The following is an 18709-nucleotide window of genomic DNA, read 5'->3' as shown; positions in this document are numbered from 1 at the left end:
TCAGTGGCCGGATCGACGCAGCGGCATGCATCAGATCGCGGGCGGCAAGGTGTCGGTGGGTCGGGTGGCCGACAGGCGGTCCTTCAGCGTCCGGATGGCGCCGTCGAGATGCTGTCGACGCCGGGCCTGCAGCGCGGCGCTCAGGCCGTCCAGGTCCCGCGTCATGGCATCGTCGGCGGCCTGCTGGGCCACGGCATCGTCGCCGGCCTGCGCGGACGCGTGCTCATAGCGCGCCCGCGCCTCCGCGCGGAGCCCTTCCTCCAGCGCGGCATTGCCGATCTCCTGATCCAGACGCCTCGTCAACAGGTCGCCGATCAGGCCGTCGGGGTCCAGGCAATCGAAGGACGTGGCGAAGCCGCTGGCGATCTCCGCCTCGATGATCGCGTCGGCCCGCCGCGATCGCGCCGCGCGCCCGGAGGCGTCGTTCCACCGGGCGCCCTCCCTGCCCAGATGGCCGAAGCTCACGTCCTCCAGCACCTGGACATCGTCGCCAAGCCGGTCGCGCAGGCGCTGCGCGACGGCCACACGCAGCAGCAACGCATCCTCCAGGTTCTCGTGGTACTCGGGGTCGGCCGCCTGGGCCGCGCCGTCGGCGCGCAGCATGCAGGCCAGCTGGAAGGCGGCCAGCACGGCCGTGTGGGCATCGCCGGTCAGGCCGCCATTGCTCAACACGACCAGTCGATACAGCGAGCGGCGATAGGCATCGACGCATCCGCCGTCCTGCTGGAGGATCTGGTCCGCGCCACGCGCGGCGAAGTCCTCGTCCTCGATGACCCGGGCCACCACGGGCGCGACCAGTTCCGCCAGGGGAGGTCCGGCGTTCGACCGGTCCGACAGCGCATAGAGCCCGTGCAACCAGTCCCGGAATGCCGCTTGCGTCCTCAGACGATTGCGTCGCCGGCCATTCCACAGGACGCCGGGGAGCCGCCCGCCGATGTCGTCCACGCGCTTGTCCCACGCGGCCCGGTCGAGAGTCACGAGCGTGTCCATCACCACGGTGACGTCCTGGGTCGGACAGCAGAACTGACACGCGATCGCGTTCGGAAGTTCGGCGGCCACGGCCTGCCTGATCGCTTGAATGTAGAGAAGGCGGTCCGGGCTGGTGAATTCCTGCTCCGTCAGGTGGATCTCCACCCGTTCCGCATCCTTCCATCGCAAGCGCTCCGGAATGCGGTCGCCCACGAGGTGCGCGCGCCGCAGCCCCAATCCGAAGGCGAAGCGCTCCGCCAGCACGCGATTCACCGCATCGGCATTCGTCACGGGCTCTCCCAGCCAGTGCAGATCCAGCCAGAGCGCCCGCCCCCAGAACGTCGCGATGGCCGCGATGGGCGGGCTCGGCGGCGCATCCAGATCCGGCTCACCCGGCTTGCCACGCAGCAGGCCGGGCACCGGTGTCCGCGCCCGGGTGTGCCAATGCGTCTGGCTGAGGATGTGCCGATACCACCGCTCGCAGCGGAGGCCGTCCATGCCGGTCGCGCCGGCCACCCAGTCCGTCAACGTCGCCAACGCCATGCGCACCTCGCGAGGCAGCGCCTCCAGCCTCGCGCGTTCGAGCCAGGGATCTCCGATCACGCGGCACTCGGACTGGAGGGCCAGATGGAGGGCGTCGATCAGGACATCCTCCTCCGCGAAGGAGAGGAACACGGTGTCGGCGAAGGCCTTGTCCGCCTGCAGGATCCGCAACGCGCAGTCGCGAACGAAGCGCATGGTCGCCGTCATGACCGACGCGGGCACGCGATTCAGAAACTCCACGGCCGTCGAGCGTTCGGTGGCGTTCAGCGATGTCGGACGCGACGCTTCGTCGCTGGCGATCCGGCCATGGGCCGCGCGCCCGCGCGGACGCAGGTGCGTCGCGTTCATGCGGACGATCAAGCCGACGGCGGCATGCGAATGCCCGAACGACAGCCCCTCGACGCGCGGAGATGACCGCAGGACCAGCGGCGCGCGCTGCAGTTCGGCGACCATCTCCTCCATCGCCGCCAGACGGTCCGGGGGTGTCCGCTGCTCCTTCGCGATCAGCGCGCAATGGATGGCGATCTGATCGTCATCGACGATGGCGCGCACCAACGCGGCGATCCGATCGCCCAAGGCGGGATCGGGCGGCGCCGCGGCGCGGATCGCCTCGACATCGCGCGCCAGACGCTCGAACAGCGGAGGGCGCCCCATCGCGCCGAGGACTTGCGGCCGTCGCACCGAATCGCCCAGCGTGCGGCGCAGCGCGGCGCAGAGCAGGTCATGACCGCCCACGCCGTCCTCGCGCCTGGCGATGCGCAGCAGCCAGCGACCGTCCGGTGTCCGGTCGCCGTGCGTGCGCAGATCGGGCGCCACCCGCTCGCTGCCGCCGGGCAGCACGATCTCCACCAGGTTCGGACAACGTTGCACATACGCGGGCAGCCATCGCCAGTCCTGCGCATCGGGCATCTCCGCGAACACCAGGCGGCGTGTCCAGGCGGCCTGCTCGACGGGCACGCGGACGTGAAGCGCCGCCTGCCCTTCCGTGGACAGGTCCCAGCGCGCCCCGTCCGCCCGGATGCGGACCGCCTCGTCGCCGGATCGCGAGTCCGGATCGACGCACAGCGCGGGTCGTTCGAGCATCAACGCATGAGGCGGCCCCAAGGTCGAGCCGAACACCTCCACGGCCCCTGGACGCGCACCGGAGAGGAACGGCCCGCGCCTCGACGGCAGGTCGCCGGCCGTCTCTTCGAACGAGCGCCCCTGCGGGCCGTCATGCGGGCTGTCGCAAAAGCTGTCGTCCGAGCTGCTGAACGAACTGTCGAACGAGCTGTTGAAGGAACTGGGGTTCATGCCACGGGGCTCGCGAGTCGATCCATCGCGCATCAGTGTGCGAATGCCCCGCGGCGTTGCGCGAATCGCGTCAGAAGGTCCTGGACACGCTCAGCACGACGCCTGTGTCACCCAGCCGCTTCGCGCGCTGCGCGGCCGAGTCGCCGGCCTGGTACAGCGCCTTGTCGGCGTCGGTGCCGACGACGGCCAGGCTGAGCGTCAGGCCGCCGAGGTCCTTCATCTCCTTGCTCACGGACAGCTTCCAGTCGGTGTAGGACAGGTCGCCGTACTTGCGCACCCACAGGTGGCCGAGGTGAACGCCGGCGTTGACGCCCTGCCCCAGCTCGAAGCCGTAGTTGAGGTCCAGGTAGGCCGTGCCCTTGGACGAGCCCTTGGCCGGCAGCGCGTTGAAGTAGGCGTAGCCGGCGGTCTCGCTGTCCAGGCCGAAGTAGTCGGTCGCGGCGACCGACAGCTTGGCGGAGAACGTGCCCGCCGTGACGGCGGCATAGACGTCGACGTTGTCGTACTTGTTCGAGGTCGGCTGGCCGGGCGCGGCGTTCAGGCGCGCGCCGGGATAGACGTAGGCCAGCGCGCCGACGTCCAGCGTGACGGCCTCGGTCACCGGCAGCTTGTAGCCGCCGTAGAGGTCCCATTCCATGCCGGCACCGTTGTTGTAGCTGTTGCCCGAGACGTTGGACGCCCAGGTGCCCAGGTACAGGCCGCTGCTGTGGCTGTAGTCGAAGCCGGCCTGCACGGCCGGGCGCTTCCAGGTCTGGCTGATGCCGCGGAAGCGGTAGTCGCTGACGAAGGCCACGTTGCCGGTGAAGGTGTGCTCGGGCGTCGGCGCGGGCGCGGCCGCCGGGGCTTCGCCTTCGGCGCGCGCGGCGGCGTGCAGGAAGCAGGAGGAGATCAGGAACAGCGAGAGAAGACGAGTTTTCATGAAGTTCAATGAGCGGGTTGCGCCTTGTCGAGCGCGAGGTTGAGCTTGAGCACGTTGACGCGCGGTTCGCCGAGGACGGCAAGGTCGCGGGCCTCGGTGTTGGCCTGGATCAGGCGCTGCACGGCCTCGATCGGCAGGCCGCGTTCGCGGGCCACGCGGGCGGCCTGGTAACGCGCCGCGGCCATGCTGATGTGCGGATCCAGGCCGCTGGCCGAGGCGCTGACCAGGTCGACCGGCACCGGCGCGGTGTTGCCCGGATCGGCGGCCTTGAGCGCCGAGAGACGGCCCTTCACGGCATCGACCAGCGCCGGGTTCGTGGGGCCCTGGTTGGAGCCGCTGGAGCCGGTGGCGTTGTTGGCCATCGGCGCGGTGGCCGACGGACGGCCCCAGAAGTAGCGCGGCGACGAGAAGTTCTGGCCGATCAGCTCGGAGCCGACCACCTTGCCGTCGTGCAGGATGAGGCTGCCCTCGGCCTGGAACGGGAACATCGTCTTGGCGACGCCGGTCACGAGCGCCGGATACAGCAGGCCGGTGACGGCGCTCAGCAGCACGAAGCCGACGAGCGCGGGGCGCAGCATGCGCAACGGCGAATGAGACGTCGGATGCGAGGCCGACGAAGCGGTGGATTGCGTGGTTGTCATGATGGAGTCCTCCGCGTCACACGAGGTGGAGCGCGACCAGCAGCAGGTCGATCGCCTTGATGCCGACGAACGGCACGATCAGGCCGCCCAGGCCGTAGATCCACAGGTTGCGGCGCAGGAGCGCGGCCGCGCCGATGGGCCGGTACGCGACGCCCTTGAGCGCCAGCGGGATGAGCGCGACGATGATCAGCGCGTTGAAGATGACGGCCGACAGGATCGCGGACGCCGGGCTGTGCAGGCCCATCACGTTGAGCGCGGCCAGCTGCGGATACACGCCCAGGAACATCGCCGGGATGATGGCGAAGTACTTCGCCACGTCGTTGGCGATGGAGAAGGTCGTCAGCGAGCCGCGCGTCATCAGCAGCTGCTTGCCGGTCTCGACGATCTCCAGCAGCTTGGTCGGATTCGAATCGAGGTCGACCATGTTGCCGGCCTCCTTCGCGGCCTGCGTGCCGCTGGCCATCGCCACCGCCACGTCGGCCTGCGCCAGCGCGGGGGCGTCGTTGGTGCCGTCGCCGGTCATCGCGACCAGGCGGCCTTCGGCCTGGTAGTCGCGGATCAGCTTGAGCTTGGCCTCGGGCGTCGCCTCGGCGAGGAAGTCGTCGACGCCCGCCTCGGCCGCGATCGCCGCGGCGGTGAGGCGGTTGTCGCCGGTGATCATCACCGTGCGGATGCCCATCTTGCGCAGCTGCGCGAAGCGCTCCTTGATGCCGCCCTTGACGATGTCCTTGAGCTCGACCACGCCCAGCACGCGGGCCTGGCCCTCGTTCAGGTCGGCCACGACCAGCGGCGTGCTGCCGCGGCGCGCGACTTCCTCGGCCACCGCGGTGACCTGCGCCGGCATCTGGCCGCCGTGCTGCTCGACGAAGCGGCGGATCGCCTCCACCGCGCCCTTGCGCAGCTGGCGCTTGGGCGCCGCGGGATCGCCGAAGTCGACGCCGCTCATGCGGGTCTGCGCGGTGAACGGGACAAAGTGCGCCTGCAGCGTCGCCAGCTCGCGCTCGCGCAGGTTGAAGCGCTGCTTGGCCAGCACGACGATGGAGCGGCCTTCCGGCGTCTCGTCGGCCAGCGAAGCGAGCTGCGCCGCGTCGGCGAGCAGCTGCTCCTGCAGCGTCGGCGCCGGCAGGAAGGCGCTGGCCTGGCGGTTGCCCAGCGTGATCGTGCCGGTCTTGTCGAGCATCAGCACGTCGACGTCGCCGGCGGCCTCGACCGCGCGGCCGGAGGTGGCGATCACGTTGGCCTGCATCAGCCGGCTCATGCCGGCCACGCCGATCGCGGACAGCAGGCCGCCGATGGTCGTCGGGATCAGGCAGACGAGGAGTGAGACCAGCGCAGTGATGGACACGACGGTGCCGGCGCCGGCCGCTTCCACGCTGAACAGCGAATACGGCAGCAGCGTCACGGTGACGACCAGGAACACCAGCGTCAGCGCGACCAGCAGGATGGTCAGCGCGATCTCGTTGGGCGTCTTCTGGCGCTTGGCGCTCTCGACCATCGCGATCATGCGGTCGAGGAAGGCCTCGCCCGGGTTGACGGCGATGCGCACGACGACCCAGTCCGACAGCACGCGCGTGCCGCCGGTGACGGCGGAGAAGTCGCCGCCGGATTCGCGGATCACCGGCGCGGATTCGCCGGTGATGGCGCTCTCGTCGACCGAGGCGACGCCTTCGATGACCTCGCCGTCCAGCGGCACCAGGTCGCCGGCCTCGACCAGCACGACGTGGCCCTTGCGCAGCTCCTCGGACGGCACCGGGTGCCAGGACGAGCCGTGGCGCGGGGTCTCGAGCTTCTTCGCCCAGGTCTTGGCCTTGAGGCCGCGCAGCGACGCGGCCTGCGCCTTGGAGCGGCCTTCGGCCAGCGCCTCGGCGAAGTTGGCGAACAGCACGGTGAACCACAGCCACAGCGCGATCGCGAGCATGAAGCCCGGGCCTTCGGCGCCGGCCAGCTCGGGCTTGGCGAAGCTCGCCAGCCACAGGCCGGTGGTGAGGATGCTGCCGGCGTAGACGACGAACATCACCGGGTTGCGCAGCTGCACCGACGGCGCGAGCTTGACGAACGAATCGCGGATCGCCGGCTTCACCAGCGCGGGGTCCCACATGCCGGTCTTGGCGTTGGGGCGCGGGGGCTGCGGGTCCTGTCCTTGCGGGCCGGAAGATCCTTGCGGACCTTGCGGTCCCGTGGAGACCTTGGCGCCGCCGAGGACCTCGGTGCGTGCCGAGGCAGGCACCGAGGTATGAAGGGTCTTGAGTTGATTGGTCATGACGGGCTCCGAAGGCTTACTTCCAGAGCATCAGGTGCTCGACGACGGGACCCAGCGCGAGCGCGGGCACGTAGTTCAGCAGGCCGACCAGGAGGACGGTGCCGATGAGCAGGACGACGAACAGCGGGCCGTGGGTGGGCAGCGTGCCCTCGCCGACGGGGATGCGCTTCTTGGCGGCCAGGCTGCCGGCGATGGCCAGCACCGGGACGATGACCAGGAAGCGGCCGAGCCACATCGCGATGCCGAGCAGCGTGTTGTAGAACGGCGTGTTGGCGGACAGGCCGGCGAAGGCGCTGCCGTTGTTGTTGGCCGCCGAGGTGAAGGCGTAGAGGATCTCGCTGAAGCCGTGCACGCCGGGGTTGGCGATGCCCGCCTTGCCATCCGCGGCGAGGACCGCGATGGCCGTGCCCGCGAGCACGACGATGGGCGTCACCAGGATGGCGACGGCGCTCATCTTCATCTCGAAGGGCTCGATCTTCTTGCCGAGGTACTCGGGCGTGCGGCCGATCATCAGGCCGGCGATGAAGACGGCCAGGATCGCGAAGACCAGCATGCCGTACAGGCCGGTGCCGACGCCGCCGAAGACGACCTCGCCGAGCTGCATCATCACCAGCGGCACGGCGCCGCCGATGGGGGTGAAGCTGTCGTGCATCGCGTTGACCGCGCCGCAGGAGGCGGCGGTGGTCACGACGGCGAACAGCGAGCTGGCCGAGATGCCGAAGCGCGTTTCCTTGCCTTCCATGTTGCCGCCGGCCTGCAGCTCGGTGGCCTGGATGTCGACGCCCTGCGCGGCGACCAGCGGGTTGCCGGCCTGCTCGGCGGGGGTGGCGACCAGCACGCCGGCGATGAACAGCACGCTCATCGCGGCGAGGATCGCGGCGCCCTGCCGGCGGTCGCCGACCAGTTGGCCGAAGCTCAGGCACAGCGCGGCCGGGATCACGAAGATCGCGACGATCTGCAGCAGGTTGGTGAACGGGGTCGGGTTCTCGTACGGATGCGCGGAGTTGGCGTTGAAGAAGCCGCCGCCGTTGGTGCCCAGCATCTTGATGGCTTCCTGCGACGCGACCGGGCCCATCGCGAGCGACTGCTCCTGCGTGTGCTGGTTCTCCATCACGGGCTCGCCCTTGGCATCCTTCAGCGGCTGGCCGTCGGCGCCGAGCTTGGGCGTCTGGTAGTCCTGCGCTTCGACCGTCTGCACGGTCTTGTAGCCGTCGAAGTTCTGGATCACGCCCTGCTGGACGAAGACGACCGCGATCACGATGGACAGCGGCAGCAGCAGCCACAGCGTGCAGCGCGTCATGTCGGCCCAGAAGTTGCCGACGTGGCCGGACAGGCGCGAGGCGAAGCCGCGGATCAGCGCGAACACGACCGCGATGCCGGTGGCGGCGGACAGGAAGTTCTGCACCGTCAGCGCGAGCATCTGCGTGAGGTAGCTCATCGTCGACTCACCGCCGTAGCCCTGCCAGTTGGTGTTGGCGACGAAGCTGATGGCCGTGTTGAAGGACGAGTCCGGGCTGATGGCGCCCATCCCCTGCGGGTTGAACGGCAGCACGCCCTGCAGGCGCTGCAGCGCGTAGACGACGATCACGCCGATGAAGTTGAAGATCAGCAGCGCGATGGCGTACTGCTTCCAGCCCATGCCTTCTTCCGGCTTGACGCCGGCGAGGCGGAAGATCGGGCGCTCGATCGCGGCGATCCAGCCGGGCATCTGCCCTTTGGCGAGCGCGGTGATCCAGCGGGCCAGCGGCCACGCGAGCAGCAGCGTCACGGCGAGGTAGAGGGCCAGGTTGGCCCAGGCGAGGTTCGTCATGTCAGAACTCCTCCGCCCGCCACAAGGCGACCAGGAGATAGACGAACAGACCGGCGGAGATCAGCCCGGTCAACCAGTAGAGCGCGCTCATGGCTTGGCCTCCAGGCGATGGCTGGCCACGGCCAGGCCCACCGCCACGAGGAACAGCACGACGCTCAATCCGAGAAAGAGTGCATCCATTTTTTTGGGGTCCCATGCCCCCTCCATGAGGGCGTGATGGGATGGATGAACTCTAGGAACGGGGGCCTCAAGGGCCTGTAGAAGCTCGGGGCGGGGGTATCAAGATTGCATAAAGATCTCCCGTCATCCCCCGCCGGCGGCGCGTCAATACCCCGCCAGGGGGCACATGTTTCAAGATGAAGCGGTTGTGACGTTGTCCACACCTGAGCGGGAAAATCCGGAGTTGCGGTTATTGCATAGCGAATCCGTCAACGCCGTCACCGAAGATCCTCGCCTTTCCAAAAGCGTCAGGAAGTCAGCCCCATGAACCGCCGCCACCTGCTTCAGAACTTCGCCGCCCTCGCCGGTGCCGGCAGCCTGCCTGCCTTCGCCGACAACTCGCGCATCGTGCTGGGCCAGTCCGCGCCCTTCAGCGGCCCGGCGAAGGAACTGGGCGAGCAGTTCAAGGAAGGCGCGATGCTGGTCTTCGACCAGGTCAACCAGCGCGGCGGCGTGAACGGCAAGCGCATCGAACTGCGCAGCATGGACGACGGCTACGAGCCCGAGCGTTGCGCCGCCAACACGCGGCGCCTGATCGAGGACGGCGTCAACGCGCTGTTCGGCTACGTGGGCACGCCCACGACGCTGGCGGCGGTGCCGCTGCTGACGGCGGCCAAGATCCCGCTGGTGGCGCCGTTCACCGGCGCGGAGGCATTGCGCACGCCGTTCAACCGCTTCCTGTTCCACATCCGCGCGTCCTACAACGACGAGGCGGCGGAGATCGTCAAGCAGCTGACCTCGGTGGGCATCACGCGCGTGGCGGTCTTCTACCAGAACGACGCCTACGGCCAGGCCGGCCTGGCGGCGGTGACCACGGCGCTCAAGCAGCACAACCTGGCCCCGGTGTCGCAAGGCACGGTGGAGCGCAACTCCGTGGACGTGGCCGCGTCGCTGACGGCGGTGATGGCGGGCAAGCCCGAGTGCATCGTGCAGGTGGCGGCCTACAAGTCCTGCGCGGCCTTCATCCGGGGCGCGCGCAAGGCCGGCTTCCTGGGCAACTTCTACAACTTCTCGTTCGTCGGCGCGCAGGCGCTGGCGTCGGAGCTGGGCAAGGACGCGCGCGGCGTCGTGGTGTCACAGGTCGTGCCCTTCCCGTTCTCGGGCCTGACGCCGATCGCCGGCGAATACCTGCAGCGCGCCAAGGCCGCGAAGGTGGACGTGAGCTACACCGGCATGGAAGGCTTCGTCGCCGCCAAGACGATGGTGGAAGGCCTCAGGCGCGCCGGGAACGACCCGACGCCGGCCAACATCATCAACGGCCTGGAAGCACAGAGCCAGCTCGACCTGGGCGGCTTCTTCATCAGCTTCTCGGGACAGCGCCACGCCGGATCGCGGTATGTGGACATGACCATCCTCACCGAGGATGGCAAGGTCCGGCGCTGACGGGAACGGCATCGTCAAGTTCGGTCGCGGGAGCGGCCAGACCCGGACGACTTCCGGGCGTGCGCAGCATCGACCCGATCCCCGGGTCGCCTTCTGCACGGCAACTGCAAGCGCGACAGCAGCGTGATCGGCATCCCGGTCGTTCGCGCTGACCATGCGTTCCCATCATCAGAAGCTCAAGTCCAGGCCGAGCATCGTGCCCAGGCTGAAGGTCAGGACCACCAGCCCGACGACCAACAGCACGAAGACAGCGGCCACGATGGCGCTCGTGCGCAGCACCGCGCGCTGCTTCTCCGCCCCCTGCTCCCTTTTCGCTTTGTCGTAGTGCCACTTGATGGCGAAAAACATGCCGATGCACAGCACGCTGGCCTTGAACGCGATGAAGACGGTGGGGACCCATTCCATGACGTCACTGTGCGCTCGGCGGCATGAAAAGTACAGATTCAGAATCCTTTAAAAACACCGGATCAGATGGACATCCGGGAGAGAACTCACGGTGAAAGGGATGTAGCCGATACAGTGCAGCCGTTCCGCGCAACGGGCCATATCAGCACCCCACCTCATGAAGCGCTACGAAGTCCTGGCCGATGACCTGGCGGCATCCATCGCCGCGGGGCAGCTGCGTCCCGGAGACCGCCTGCCCTCGGTCCGCCAAGCGAGCAAGGACCGCGGTGTCAGCCCCTCCACCGTCTTCGAGGCCTACTACCTGCTGGAGGCCCGCGGCCTGATCGAGGCGCGGCCGCGGTCCGGCTACTTCGTCAGCCAGGCGGCGATCCCGCACCCTGAGCCCCACGCGTCGGATCCGCTGGCCGAGGAGCGAAGCATCGAGGTGTCGGAGCTGGTGTTCCAGGTACTCGGGCTGTCGCGCAAACGGGCCGTCGTGCCACTGGGCTCGGCGTTTCCGAGCCCGACCCTGTTCCCGCTGGACAAGCTGGCCCTGGCGCTTGGCAAGGCCGCGCGCGGGCTGGATCCGTGGCGCACGGTCGAGGACCTGTCGCCGGGCAGCGCCGAACTGCGGCGCCAGATCGGCCTGCGCTACCTGGGCGCCGGGTGCAAGGTCGATGCGGACGAGATCGTCGTGACCAACGGCGCGATGGAGGCCCTGAACCTGTGCCTGGAGGCGGTCACGAAGCCGGGAGACCTCGTCGCCATCGAGTCGCCGACCTTCTATGGCGCCTTGCAGGCGCTGGAGCGCCGCGGGCTCAAGGCGGTCGAAGTCGCCACCCATGCGCGCACCGGCGTCGACGTGGCGGCGCTGGCGGCCGTCCTCGATCGCCACCCCGTCAAGGCGTGCTGGCTGATGCCGAATTTCCAGAACCCGTTGGGCAGCCTGATGCCCGATGCCGCCAAGGCGGCGCTGGTGGCGCTGCTCGCCGAGCGCGAGATTCCGCTCATCGAGGATGACGTCTACGGTGAGTTGTATTTCGGATCACGCCCCCGGCCCGCGAAGGGCTGGGACAAGGCTGGCCTGGTGCTGCACTGCAGTTCCTTCTCGAAATCGCTGGCGCCCGGATTCCGCGTCGGCTGGGCGGCCGCGGGCCGGTTTGCCCGGGATGTCAGCCGTCGCAAGCTCATGAGTTCATTGGCCACCCCGGTGCCGATGCAGGAGGGCTTGAGCGAATACCTCAGTCGCGGCGGCTACGACCGGCACCTGCGGCAGCTCCGGCAAGCGCTCGTCACGAACCGTCAAGCCATGCTGAGGACCATCGCCAAGTGCTTTCCTCCAGGCACCCGCGTCACGCAACCGGAGGGCGGCTACTGCGTCTGGGTCGAGTTGCCCGCCGAGATCGACGCGCTGGAATTGCACCGGGTCGCCCTGTCTCATGACATCAGCATCGCGCCGGGGCATCTGTTCTCGGCCGATCACCGTTTCACGCACCACCTGCGGCTCAACTTCGGGCATCCCGACAACGCGCAGGTCGAGGGCGCGCTGAGGACCTTGGGCCAGATTGCCAAGGCGCTCGTGCGCTAGCGCTTCTCCTGTCGGACGAGGACGTTCGGCAGGCATGCGTGCCGGGAGAGAATCCCGGCCCATGACCGACGCCCAATACACGACCCTGCCGCAGTGGCCCAACGCCTACCCGGCCAGCGGCGCCAGCGCCACGCTGAAGCTCCACAACGAGGACTTCATCGTGACCGAACTGCCGCTGCAACTGCCCTCCGGCGAGGGCGAGCACATCTGGCTGGACATCGAGAAGAACGGTGCCAACACCGCCTTCATCGCCCTGCAACTGGCCGATGCCACCGGCGTGCAGGAAAGGGACGTGGGTTATGCCGGCCTCAAGGACCGTTACGCCATCACCCGTCAGTGGTTCAGCATCTATCTGCCCAAGGGCGAGACGCCAGACCTGACCCTGCTTCAGCACCCGGAATTCAAGGTGCTGAGCCAAAGCCGCCACGTGAAGAAGCTGCGCCCCGGTGATCTGCAGGGCAACCGCTTCCGCATCGTGCTGCGTGACGTGACCGGCGACCGCGACGCCATCGAGACCAATCTCAAGTCCGTGGCGGCGCATGGCGTGCCCAACTACTTCGGCGCTCAGCGTTTCGGCCACGACGGCGGCAACGTCGAGCAGGGCCGGGCCATGCTGGCGCGCGAGATCCGCGTGCGCAACCCGAAGAAGAAAGGCATCTACCTGTCGGCGGTGCGCTCCTTCGTCTTCAATGAGGTGCTGGCGCTGCGCATCCGGCAGGGACTCTGGGGCAAGACCCTGCCCGGTGACGTGATGGACGAGGCGGGCCGGCCCACCGGACCGCTCTGGGGACGCGGCCGCGTGACGACGACCGATGAGGCGCAGGCCCTGGAGAACGGCGTGGCTGAACCTCACGCCACCCTGTGCGACGGCATGGAACACGCCGGTCTGGATCAGGAGCGCCGCTCCCTGGTGGCGAGCCCGGTGGACATGACATGGGAATGGCTGCAAGCCGATCAACTGGTGCTCACGTTCTCCTTGCCCGCGGGGAATTACGCCACGTCCGTCCTGAACGAAATCCTCCGCACCACGGAGCCTGAGCGGCATACGGAGAACGAGCCTGCGGCTGTGGAATGACGGTTGGGGGTCTTCACGCCTCGTCGATGGCCGATGAACGCTCAGACTGCATGCGCAAATATTGGGCCGAAATCGTTAACGATCCGCACTCAACACATTGAACGCTGTGAGCCGCGCCCTCGTCCTTTTTGTTTGGCTGGCCCTGGCTGGGAGCTCGCTTCTCGGCCTTGCCGTGGTCGGTACAGGAGCGCTCATGGCCGGCGATGCTGGGGCGATACGGATTGGCGTTTTCCTGTGGGTAATGGGCACGGCAGGTGCATTCGTTGGGATGTTCTTTGCCCTGCGGCGAGCTTCATGGGCCGCAGTTGTTTGTGCCTTGCCCGCGCCCTTCTGTTTGGCCCTGCTTGCCAGTCATTTCGTTCTGGGCGTAAGAACATGGTGATGCGTTCCCACTGGCCCTCGCAGCGGAGATGTACGGCGCTGATTGCATTTCAACGCTGAACGACGGCGAGGCAGCCCGACTTCTAGATGCGTTTGGCCAGTTCCACCGCGAAGAACTCCGTCACCTGCCGCACCCTCGCCGAAATGAACTTCCGGTTCGGCCAGATCAGACTGACATCTCTCTTCTCGCCGATGAATTCATCGAGGACGGTGACGACGCCCGCCGCGCGCAACTCGCGGGTCAAGGAGGCGCCATGGAACATCCCGATGCCCACGCCCGCCTGCACGGCCGAGAGGATGGTCTCGACGGTGTTCGATGAAAGATTGCCGCTCACCCGCACGTTGAATTTCCCGCCCGGTCGCTCGAAGGCCCAACTCTCGATCCCGTTGAAGACGATGCAGTTGTGGTTGACCAGATCTTCGGGCGTCATCGGCGTTCCGTGCTGCTCGAAATAGCGACGAGATCCCGCGCACACCAGTGAACTGGTGGACACGCGCTTGACCACGGCGTCCGGGCTGAAGGCGGGACTGATCCGGATGGCCAGATCGACGCTTTCCGCCAGCAGATCCTGCACACCGTCCGCCAGCTTGAGATCGAGTCTCAGTTTGGGATGACGCGCCAGCAGTTGCGGGACAAGCGGCAGAACGTGCAAACGCCCGAAGGTGACCGAGGTGGCGATCCTCACGAGCCCGGACAGCTCCAGTGTGCTGCTCATCAGCTCGCCATCCGCCTGCGCGAATTCGTCGAGGAGCGGTTTCGTCCGTTCGTAGTACTTCCGTCCGTGGTCCGTCAACGTGACGCTGCGCGTGCTGCGATTGAGCAACTGCACGCCGAGACGCTTTTCGAGGGCGCTCACGGACTTGCTGATGACGGATTGAGACTCACCGATCCGTCGCGCAGCTGCCGTGAAACCGCCGGCGTCCACCACCGCCACGAACGCAGTGAGTTCCTGAAATCTGTCCATCGGCGCCTGTCTGTCGCTGCCTGTCCTGCGGCTGGACCCAAGCGGCTCCACGCCTCGCTGATTTATTCCAATATGGAATATCAGTTAGTAATTTTCAGCCAATTATCGACGCCGATCAAGCTAATTAGCATGACGTCCATGCCGCCAAAACGCAGCGAAACGACGCTCATGGCGCGGTCGCACAGGCTCCGGCGGCATGTCTACCCCGAGGAGGCTCGACGCGATTGGCCCGGGCCCTCCCTTGACCACTGAAAGAAGAGAAATCATGACTGCAGCACATCATCATCAAGACGCCACCTTGGCCCCGTCGTCCACCCTGGCGGGAAAGAAAGTCGTCGTCGTGGGCGGCAAGACGGGCATCGGCTTGGGCGTGGCGGGTGCCGCGCACGCTGCGGGGGCGACGGTGATCGTCGCCAGTCGTCGCATCGCGTCGCCCGAAGAGCGACCCGACCTCGCCAAGTTCTCGCAGGTCAGCCTGGACATGCGCGACGAGTCGTCGGTCAAAGCGGCGTTCGACAGCATCGGACCGTTCGATCACCTGGTCGTCACCGCGGCGCCGGACCTCGGTAGCTGGGGCGCTTTCATGGATGCCGACATGCACGGCGTGCGCAGCTACATGGAGGGCAAGTTCCTGGGCAGTTGGGCGAGCGCTCGCCATGGCGCGCCGCAGCTGGGCGCCGGTGGCTCCATCACCTTCTTGACGGGCGGCATGGCCGCTCGCCCCAAGGTGGGTTTCGCGGCCGTGACCTCGGCCTTCGCCGCCGTGGAGGCGTTGTCAGGATCGCTGGCGCTGGAGCTCGCACCGACCCGCGTGAACACGATTCGTCCGGGCTTCATCGACACGGACATGTGGAGCTTCCTGCCGGCCGAGCATCGCGACGGCCTGCGCAAGAAGGTGGCAGAGACATTCCCGTCGCGGCGCGCCGGCAAGGCGCATGACATCGGCCACGCTGCGCTGTTCCTCATGACCAACCCCTATGTGACGGGCACGGTGATCGAGGTTTCCGGCGGCGAAAACCTGGTGCCCAGCGTGTCCTGAACAGGGCGCGCCGGCCACCACCAGGCAAGCCGCCGAAGCCCGGATGGCGAGTCTTCGAACTCAACCTGACACGGCAGCGCCGCCATGCCTTTCAGTAGCGAAACTACGGACAGAAACAACTCCTCAGTTTCTTTACCAGGGGCAAACGGCGCGACTTGGTAGTTTTCCTACGGAATTCTGGCGAGAGCGTGTCTAAAGTCGAGCCACTTTCCGACCCCGGAAAGCCGGCCATGGCATGCAGTCGAATGGCCCGAACCAGCCGCCCCGCGACGAGGGCGGCGGCCTATCAATAACGGAGACAACATGCCCCAGCTGCCCTTCTCGAGCCGCAGGCTCGCCCACGCCCTGACCGCCGCCGCCAGCATCGCGCTTGCCGCCTTTGCCGGCCCCGCGCAGGCGCTCAACCCGAACGCCACGTCGGTGCAGATGTTCGAATGGGCCTGGCCTGACATCGCCACCGAATGCACGCAATGGCTGGGCCCCAAAGGGTTCGGCGGCGTGCAGATCTCGCCGCCGGGCGCGTCCAAGAACGCCAACGGCTGGTGGGGCGTGTACCAGCCCGTCAACTACGCCAACCTGACCAGCCGCATGGGCACGCCCGCGCAGCTGCAGAGCATGATCAACACCTGCCACGCGGCTGGCGTGCGCGTCTATGCCGACATCGTCGTCAATCAGATGGCCGATGGCAGCGGCACGGCCACCGACGGATCGACCTGGAACGCCGCGACGCTGAGCTACCCCTTCTTCAGCGCCAGCGACTTCCACGCCAACTGCACCATCAACGACGCCGACTACAACTCGCCGGCCGGCCGCAGCAACGTGCAGAACTGCCGCCTCGGCGGCCTGCCCGACCTGGCGACCGAGAGCAGCTACGTGCAGGGCCAGATCGCCAACTACCTGAAGGCCCTGCTGGCGCTGGGCATCGACGGCTTCCGCATCGACGCGGCCAAGCACATGCCGGCCGGTGCCTGGACGTCCATCATGAGCGCCGTGAAGGCGACCTACCCCACGACGCTGCAGGGCGAGAACATCTGGGTCACGCAGGAGATCATCAACGACGGCGAAGTGGACCGGCCCAGCTACTTCCCCATCGGCACGATCAACGAGTTCCAGTTCCCGTACGCGATGCGCGACGTGTTCCGGGGCAACAACGGCAACACCCTGTCCAGCATCCCCGGCATCATGGGCACGTGGGGCAACTGGGGCGGCAGCTGGGGCTTCATCCAGCCGCAGAACGCCACGGTCTTCGTCACCAACTGGGACACCGAGCGCAACGGCAGTTCACTGAACATCAACAACGCCGCCAGCAACGACGCCGCCAACCAGCGCTACACGCTGGCCAACATCTTCATGCTGGCGCAGGGCTATGCCGAGGCGCAGCTGTACTCCGGCTTCAAGTTCAGCAACACCGACGCCGACCGCCCCACGACCAGCCCCTACAGCGGCGGCGTGCCGCAGATCAACGTGGTGTGGGACTTTGCCCACCGCTGGACGCCGCTGGCCAACATGGTGGGCTTCCGCAATGCCAGCATCGGGCAGGCGCAGCAGAACTGGATCGTCGGCGACAACGGCAACCAGGTCGCCTTCAGCCGCGGCAACGTCGGCTTCGTCGCGCTGAACAACAGCGGCAGCGCCTGGACCCGAGGCTTCGCCACCGGCCTGCCCGCCGGCACGTATTGCAACGTCATCAACGGCACCAAGAACGCCGCCGGCACCGGCTGCACGGCCGACTCGGTGACCGTGGACGGCAGCGGCAACGCCAGCTTCACGGTGCCGGCCAACAACAGCGGCAGCACGCCCGCGGTGGCGATCTACACGGGCCAGAAGATCAGCGGTGGTGGTGGCACCGGCAACTGCGCCGTGACCTTCACCATCGCCAACGCCAACACGGTGGTCGGCCAGAACCTCCGCGTGGTGGGCAACGTGACCGGCCTGGGCGCCTGGGCGCCGGGCTCGGGTTTCGCGCTGACCATCCAGGGCTCGGGCGCCAACGTGCCATGGACGGGGACCGTCAACGTGCCCGCCGGCACGGCGATCCAATACAAGTACGTGAAGTGGAACGGCTCGACCGCCGTCTGGGAAAGCAACCAGACCACCAGCAGCGGCAACCGCGAGTTCACGAGCTGCGCGAGTGGCTCCCAGGCCCGTTCTGACGGAAACTTCAAGTTCTGAGTCCGCTCGAAGGTTCCAGACAGGGAGGTCCCATGGCAGCGGGAAGTCAACGGGCGCCATGGGCGCACTGGCCAGCCGCGGCGCTGGCGCTCGTTGCCCTCCATGGCAGCGCCCAACCAGCGGCGGGCACGTCCTACCGCGGCATGGCCGAGGCCTCGGCGGCGGTCATGCTCGACGAGCGTCACTTCGCAGTGGCAGAGGACGAGTGCAACACCTTGCTCGTCTATGCGCGCGGCCAGTCCCAGCCGATCGGCTCCGGACTCGACCTTGCCGAGTTCCTGAAGACCGGGGACAAGGCCTCCGACATCGAGGGCGGAGCCATCATCGGCGACATCGTCTACTGGATCTCGTCGCACAGCCTGCCGAAGTCCGGCAAACCTCGCGACTGGCGCAAGCAGTTCTTCGCCACCCGGGTCGCCAAGGTCGACGGCACACCGTCCCTGGTCGCGCACCTGCACCCGTACACCGGCCTGCTCGACGCCATGATCCGGTCTCCCGAGTTGAGCGAGCTTCAACTCGCCGCCGCAGCGAAGGAACTGCCCGAACAGCCCGGCGGCCTCAACATCGAAGGGCTCGCGACCTGGAAGGGCGACGGCCTTCTGATCGGGTTCCGGAACCCGCTGGTCAAAGGGAAGGCGCCCCTCGTGCCGCTGAGGAACCCCGCTGAATTGATCAAGGGAGAGGGCATCCCGGCCAAGTTCGAGAGGCCCATTCTTGTCGACCTCGGTGGCCGAGGCATCCGCAGCATCGACAAGGTGGGCAACACGTACCTGATCGTCGGCGGGCCGGTCGCAGACACAGGCAGCTTCGCCCTGTTCCGCTGGTCAGGCGATCCCGCCAAGCGGCCCGAGAGGGTGCTCAAGTTGCCTGCAGGCTACTTCCCCGAGGCCCTCCTCCCGGTCCCTGGATCCAAGCAGGTCGACCTGCTCAGCGATGACGGATCAAAGCAGCCCGAGGCCACCTGCGGTTCAACCGACAAGGCGAAGCAGCAGTTCCGCACGCTGCGCGTCGCGGTGCCGTAGCCAACGAGGCTGGGGCACCGCTGATCCTCTGCGCCGCAGCGCGATC

14 protein-coding genes are annotated in these 18709 nt (G+C 67.5%); 6 read left to right on the top strand and 8 right to left on the bottom strand.

Annotated features, from left to right (window positions below; translation table 11 throughout):
* Positions 1 to 30: 30 nt before the first annotated feature.
* The 6 genes from AC07PR_RS09950 to kdpF all read right to left on the bottom strand — a co-directional run bounded on the left by AC07PR_RS09950 (position 31) and on the right by kdpF (position 8526).
* On the bottom strand, positions 31 to 2805 hold the full coding sequence (locus AC07PR_RS09950; protein WP_495135175.1) for a hypothetical protein: 2775 nt from the start codon (positions 2803 to 2805) through the stop codon (positions 31 to 33).
* A 70-nt stretch (positions 2806 to 2875) separates the two neighbouring features.
* Positions 2876 to 3724 (bottom strand): TorF family putative porin, encoded by an 849-nt coding sequence (locus AC07PR_RS09945; protein ID WP_495135174.1) that lies wholly within the window; start codon positions 3722 to 3724, stop codon positions 2876 to 2878.
* A gap of 5 nt (positions 3725 to 3729) precedes the next feature.
* Positions 3730 to 4365 (bottom strand): potassium-transporting ATPase subunit KdpC, encoded by a 636-nt coding sequence (gene kdpC, locus AC07PR_RS09940; protein WP_483106883.1) that lies wholly within the window; start codon positions 4363 to 4365, stop codon positions 3730 to 3732.
* A gap of 16 nt (positions 4366 to 4381) precedes the next feature.
* Entirely contained in the window at positions 4382 to 6463 is a 2082-nt protein-coding gene (kdpB, locus tag AC07PR_RS09935; protein ID WP_483109260.1) for a potassium-transporting ATPase subunit KdpB, read from the bottom strand.
* 178 nt (positions 6464 to 6641) lie between these two features.
* Positions 6642 to 8435 carry a potassium-transporting ATPase subunit KdpA gene (gene kdpA, locus AC07PR_RS09930; RefSeq protein WP_495135173.1) on the bottom strand — a complete coding sequence of 598 codons (1794 nt, stop codon included), beginning with the start codon at positions 8433 to 8435 and terminating at the stop codon, positions 6642 to 6644.
* Position 8436: 1 nt separating this feature from the next.
* On the bottom strand, positions 8437 to 8526 hold the full coding sequence (kdpF, locus tag AC07PR_RS09925; protein WP_297525706.1) for a K(+)-transporting ATPase subunit F: 90 nt from the start codon (positions 8524 to 8526) through the stop codon (positions 8437 to 8439).
* A gap of 392 nt (positions 8527 to 8918) precedes the next feature.
* Here kdpF and AC07PR_RS09920 point away from each other — a divergent pair, with 392 nt between their 5' ends.
* On the top strand, positions 8919 to 10037 hold the full coding sequence (locus tag AC07PR_RS09920; RefSeq protein ID WP_495135172.1) for an ABC transporter substrate-binding protein: 1119 nt from the start codon (positions 8919 to 8921) through the stop codon (positions 10035 to 10037).
* Between the two features lie 168 nt (positions 10038 to 10205).
* On the opposite strand, the gene AC07PR_RS09915 is transcribed toward AC07PR_RS09920, so the two are convergent.
* Positions 10206 to 10442, bottom strand: coding sequence for a hypothetical protein (locus AC07PR_RS09915; protein WP_495135171.1), 237 nt, complete (start codon positions 10440 to 10442; stop codon positions 10206 to 10208).
* A 157-nt stretch (positions 10443 to 10599) separates the two neighbouring features.
* Between AC07PR_RS09915 and AC07PR_RS09910 the strand changes: the two genes are divergently transcribed.
* Both AC07PR_RS09910 and truD read left to right on the top strand, forming a co-directional pair.
* Positions 10600 to 12009 carry an aminotransferase-like domain-containing protein gene (locus AC07PR_RS09910; RefSeq protein ID WP_495135170.1) on the top strand — a complete coding sequence of 470 codons (1410 nt, stop codon included), beginning with the start codon at positions 10600 to 10602 and terminating at the stop codon, positions 12007 to 12009.
* Positions 12010 to 12070: 61 nt separating this feature from the next.
* Positions 12071 to 13084, top strand: coding sequence for a tRNA pseudouridine(13) synthase TruD (gene truD, locus AC07PR_RS09905; protein WP_495135169.1), 1014 nt, complete (start codon positions 12071 to 12073; stop codon positions 13082 to 13084).
* Between the two features lie 464 nt (positions 13085 to 13548).
* On the opposite strand, the gene AC07PR_RS09900 is transcribed toward truD, so the two are convergent.
* Entirely contained in the window at positions 13549 to 14430 is an 882-nt protein-coding gene (locus tag AC07PR_RS09900; protein ID WP_495135168.1) for a LysR family transcriptional regulator, read from the bottom strand.
* A 241-nt stretch (positions 14431 to 14671) separates the two neighbouring features.
* Here AC07PR_RS09900 and AC07PR_RS09895 point away from each other — a divergent pair, with 241 nt between their 5' ends.
* From AC07PR_RS09895 to AC07PR_RS09885, 3 genes are all read left to right on the top strand, one after another.
* Positions 14672 to 15469, top strand: coding sequence for an SDR family oxidoreductase (locus AC07PR_RS09895; protein ID WP_495135167.1), 798 nt, complete (start codon positions 14672 to 14674; stop codon positions 15467 to 15469).
* Between the two features lie 303 nt (positions 15470 to 15772).
* Positions 15773 to 17641, top strand: coding sequence for a carbohydrate-binding module family 20 domain-containing protein (locus AC07PR_RS09890; RefSeq protein ID WP_495135166.1), 1869 nt, complete (start codon positions 15773 to 15775; stop codon positions 17639 to 17641).
* A gap of 143 nt (positions 17642 to 17784) precedes the next feature.
* Positions 17785 to 18663, top strand: a complete 879-nt coding sequence (locus AC07PR_RS09885; protein WP_495135165.1) for a DUF3616 domain-containing protein — start codon at positions 17785 to 17787, stop codon at positions 18661 to 18663.
* The last annotated feature ends 46 nt before the right edge of the window (positions 18664 to 18709 follow it).

The organism is Roseateles sp. GW821-FHT09H11, assembly GCF_059415845.1.
This window is presented reverse-complemented; position numbering and strand designations above follow the sequence as displayed.

What these genes read in the sequence shown, in the direction of transcription:
- AC07PR_RS09950 (WP_495135175.1), bottom strand. Translation starts at nt 2,805, where the DNA reads ATGAACCCCAGTTCCTTCAACAGCTCGTTCGACAGTTCGTTCAGCAGC.
- AC07PR_RS09945 (WP_495135174.1), bottom strand. Translation starts at nt 3,724, where the DNA reads ATGAAAACTCGTCTTCTCTCGCTGTTCCTGATCTCCTCCTGCTTCCTG.
- kdpC (WP_483106883.1), bottom strand. Translation starts at nt 4,365, where the DNA reads ATGACAACCACGCAATCCACCGCTTCGTCGGCCTCGCATCCGACGTCT.
- kdpB (WP_483109260.1), bottom strand. Translation starts at nt 6,463, where the DNA reads ATGTGGGACCCCGCGCTGGTGAAGCCGGCGATCCGCGATTCGTTCGTC.
- kdpA (WP_495135173.1), bottom strand. Translation starts at nt 8,435, where the DNA reads ATGACGAACCTCGCCTGGGCCAACCTGGCCCTCTACCTCGCCGTGACG.
- kdpF (WP_297525706.1), bottom strand. Translation starts at nt 8,526, where the DNA reads ATGAGCGCGCTCTACTGGTTGACCGGGCTGATCTCCGCCGGTCTGTTC.
- AC07PR_RS09920 (WP_495135172.1), top strand. Translation starts at nt 8,919, where the DNA reads ATGAACCGCCGCCACCTGCTTCAGAACTTCGCCGCCCTCGCCGGTGCC.
- AC07PR_RS09915 (WP_495135171.1), bottom strand. Translation starts at nt 10,442, where the DNA reads ATGGAATGGGTCCCCACCGTCTTCATCGCGTTCAAGGCCAGCGTGCTG.
- AC07PR_RS09910 (WP_495135170.1), top strand. Translation starts at nt 10,600, where the DNA reads ATGAAGCGCTACGAAGTCCTGGCCGATGACCTGGCGGCATCCATCGCC.
- truD (WP_495135169.1), top strand. Translation starts at nt 12,071, where the DNA reads ATGACCGACGCCCAATACACGACCCTGCCGCAGTGGCCCAACGCCTAC.
- AC07PR_RS09900 (WP_495135168.1), bottom strand. Translation starts at nt 14,430, where the DNA reads ATGGACAGATTTCAGGAACTCACTGCGTTCGTGGCGGTGGTGGACGCC.
- AC07PR_RS09890 (WP_495135166.1), top strand. Translation starts at nt 15,773, where the DNA reads ATGCCCCAGCTGCCCTTCTCGAGCCGCAGGCTCGCCCACGCCCTGACC.
- AC07PR_RS09885 (WP_495135165.1), top strand. Translation starts at nt 17,785, where the DNA reads ATGGCCGAGGCCTCGGCGGCGGTCATGCTCGACGAGCGTCACTTCGCA.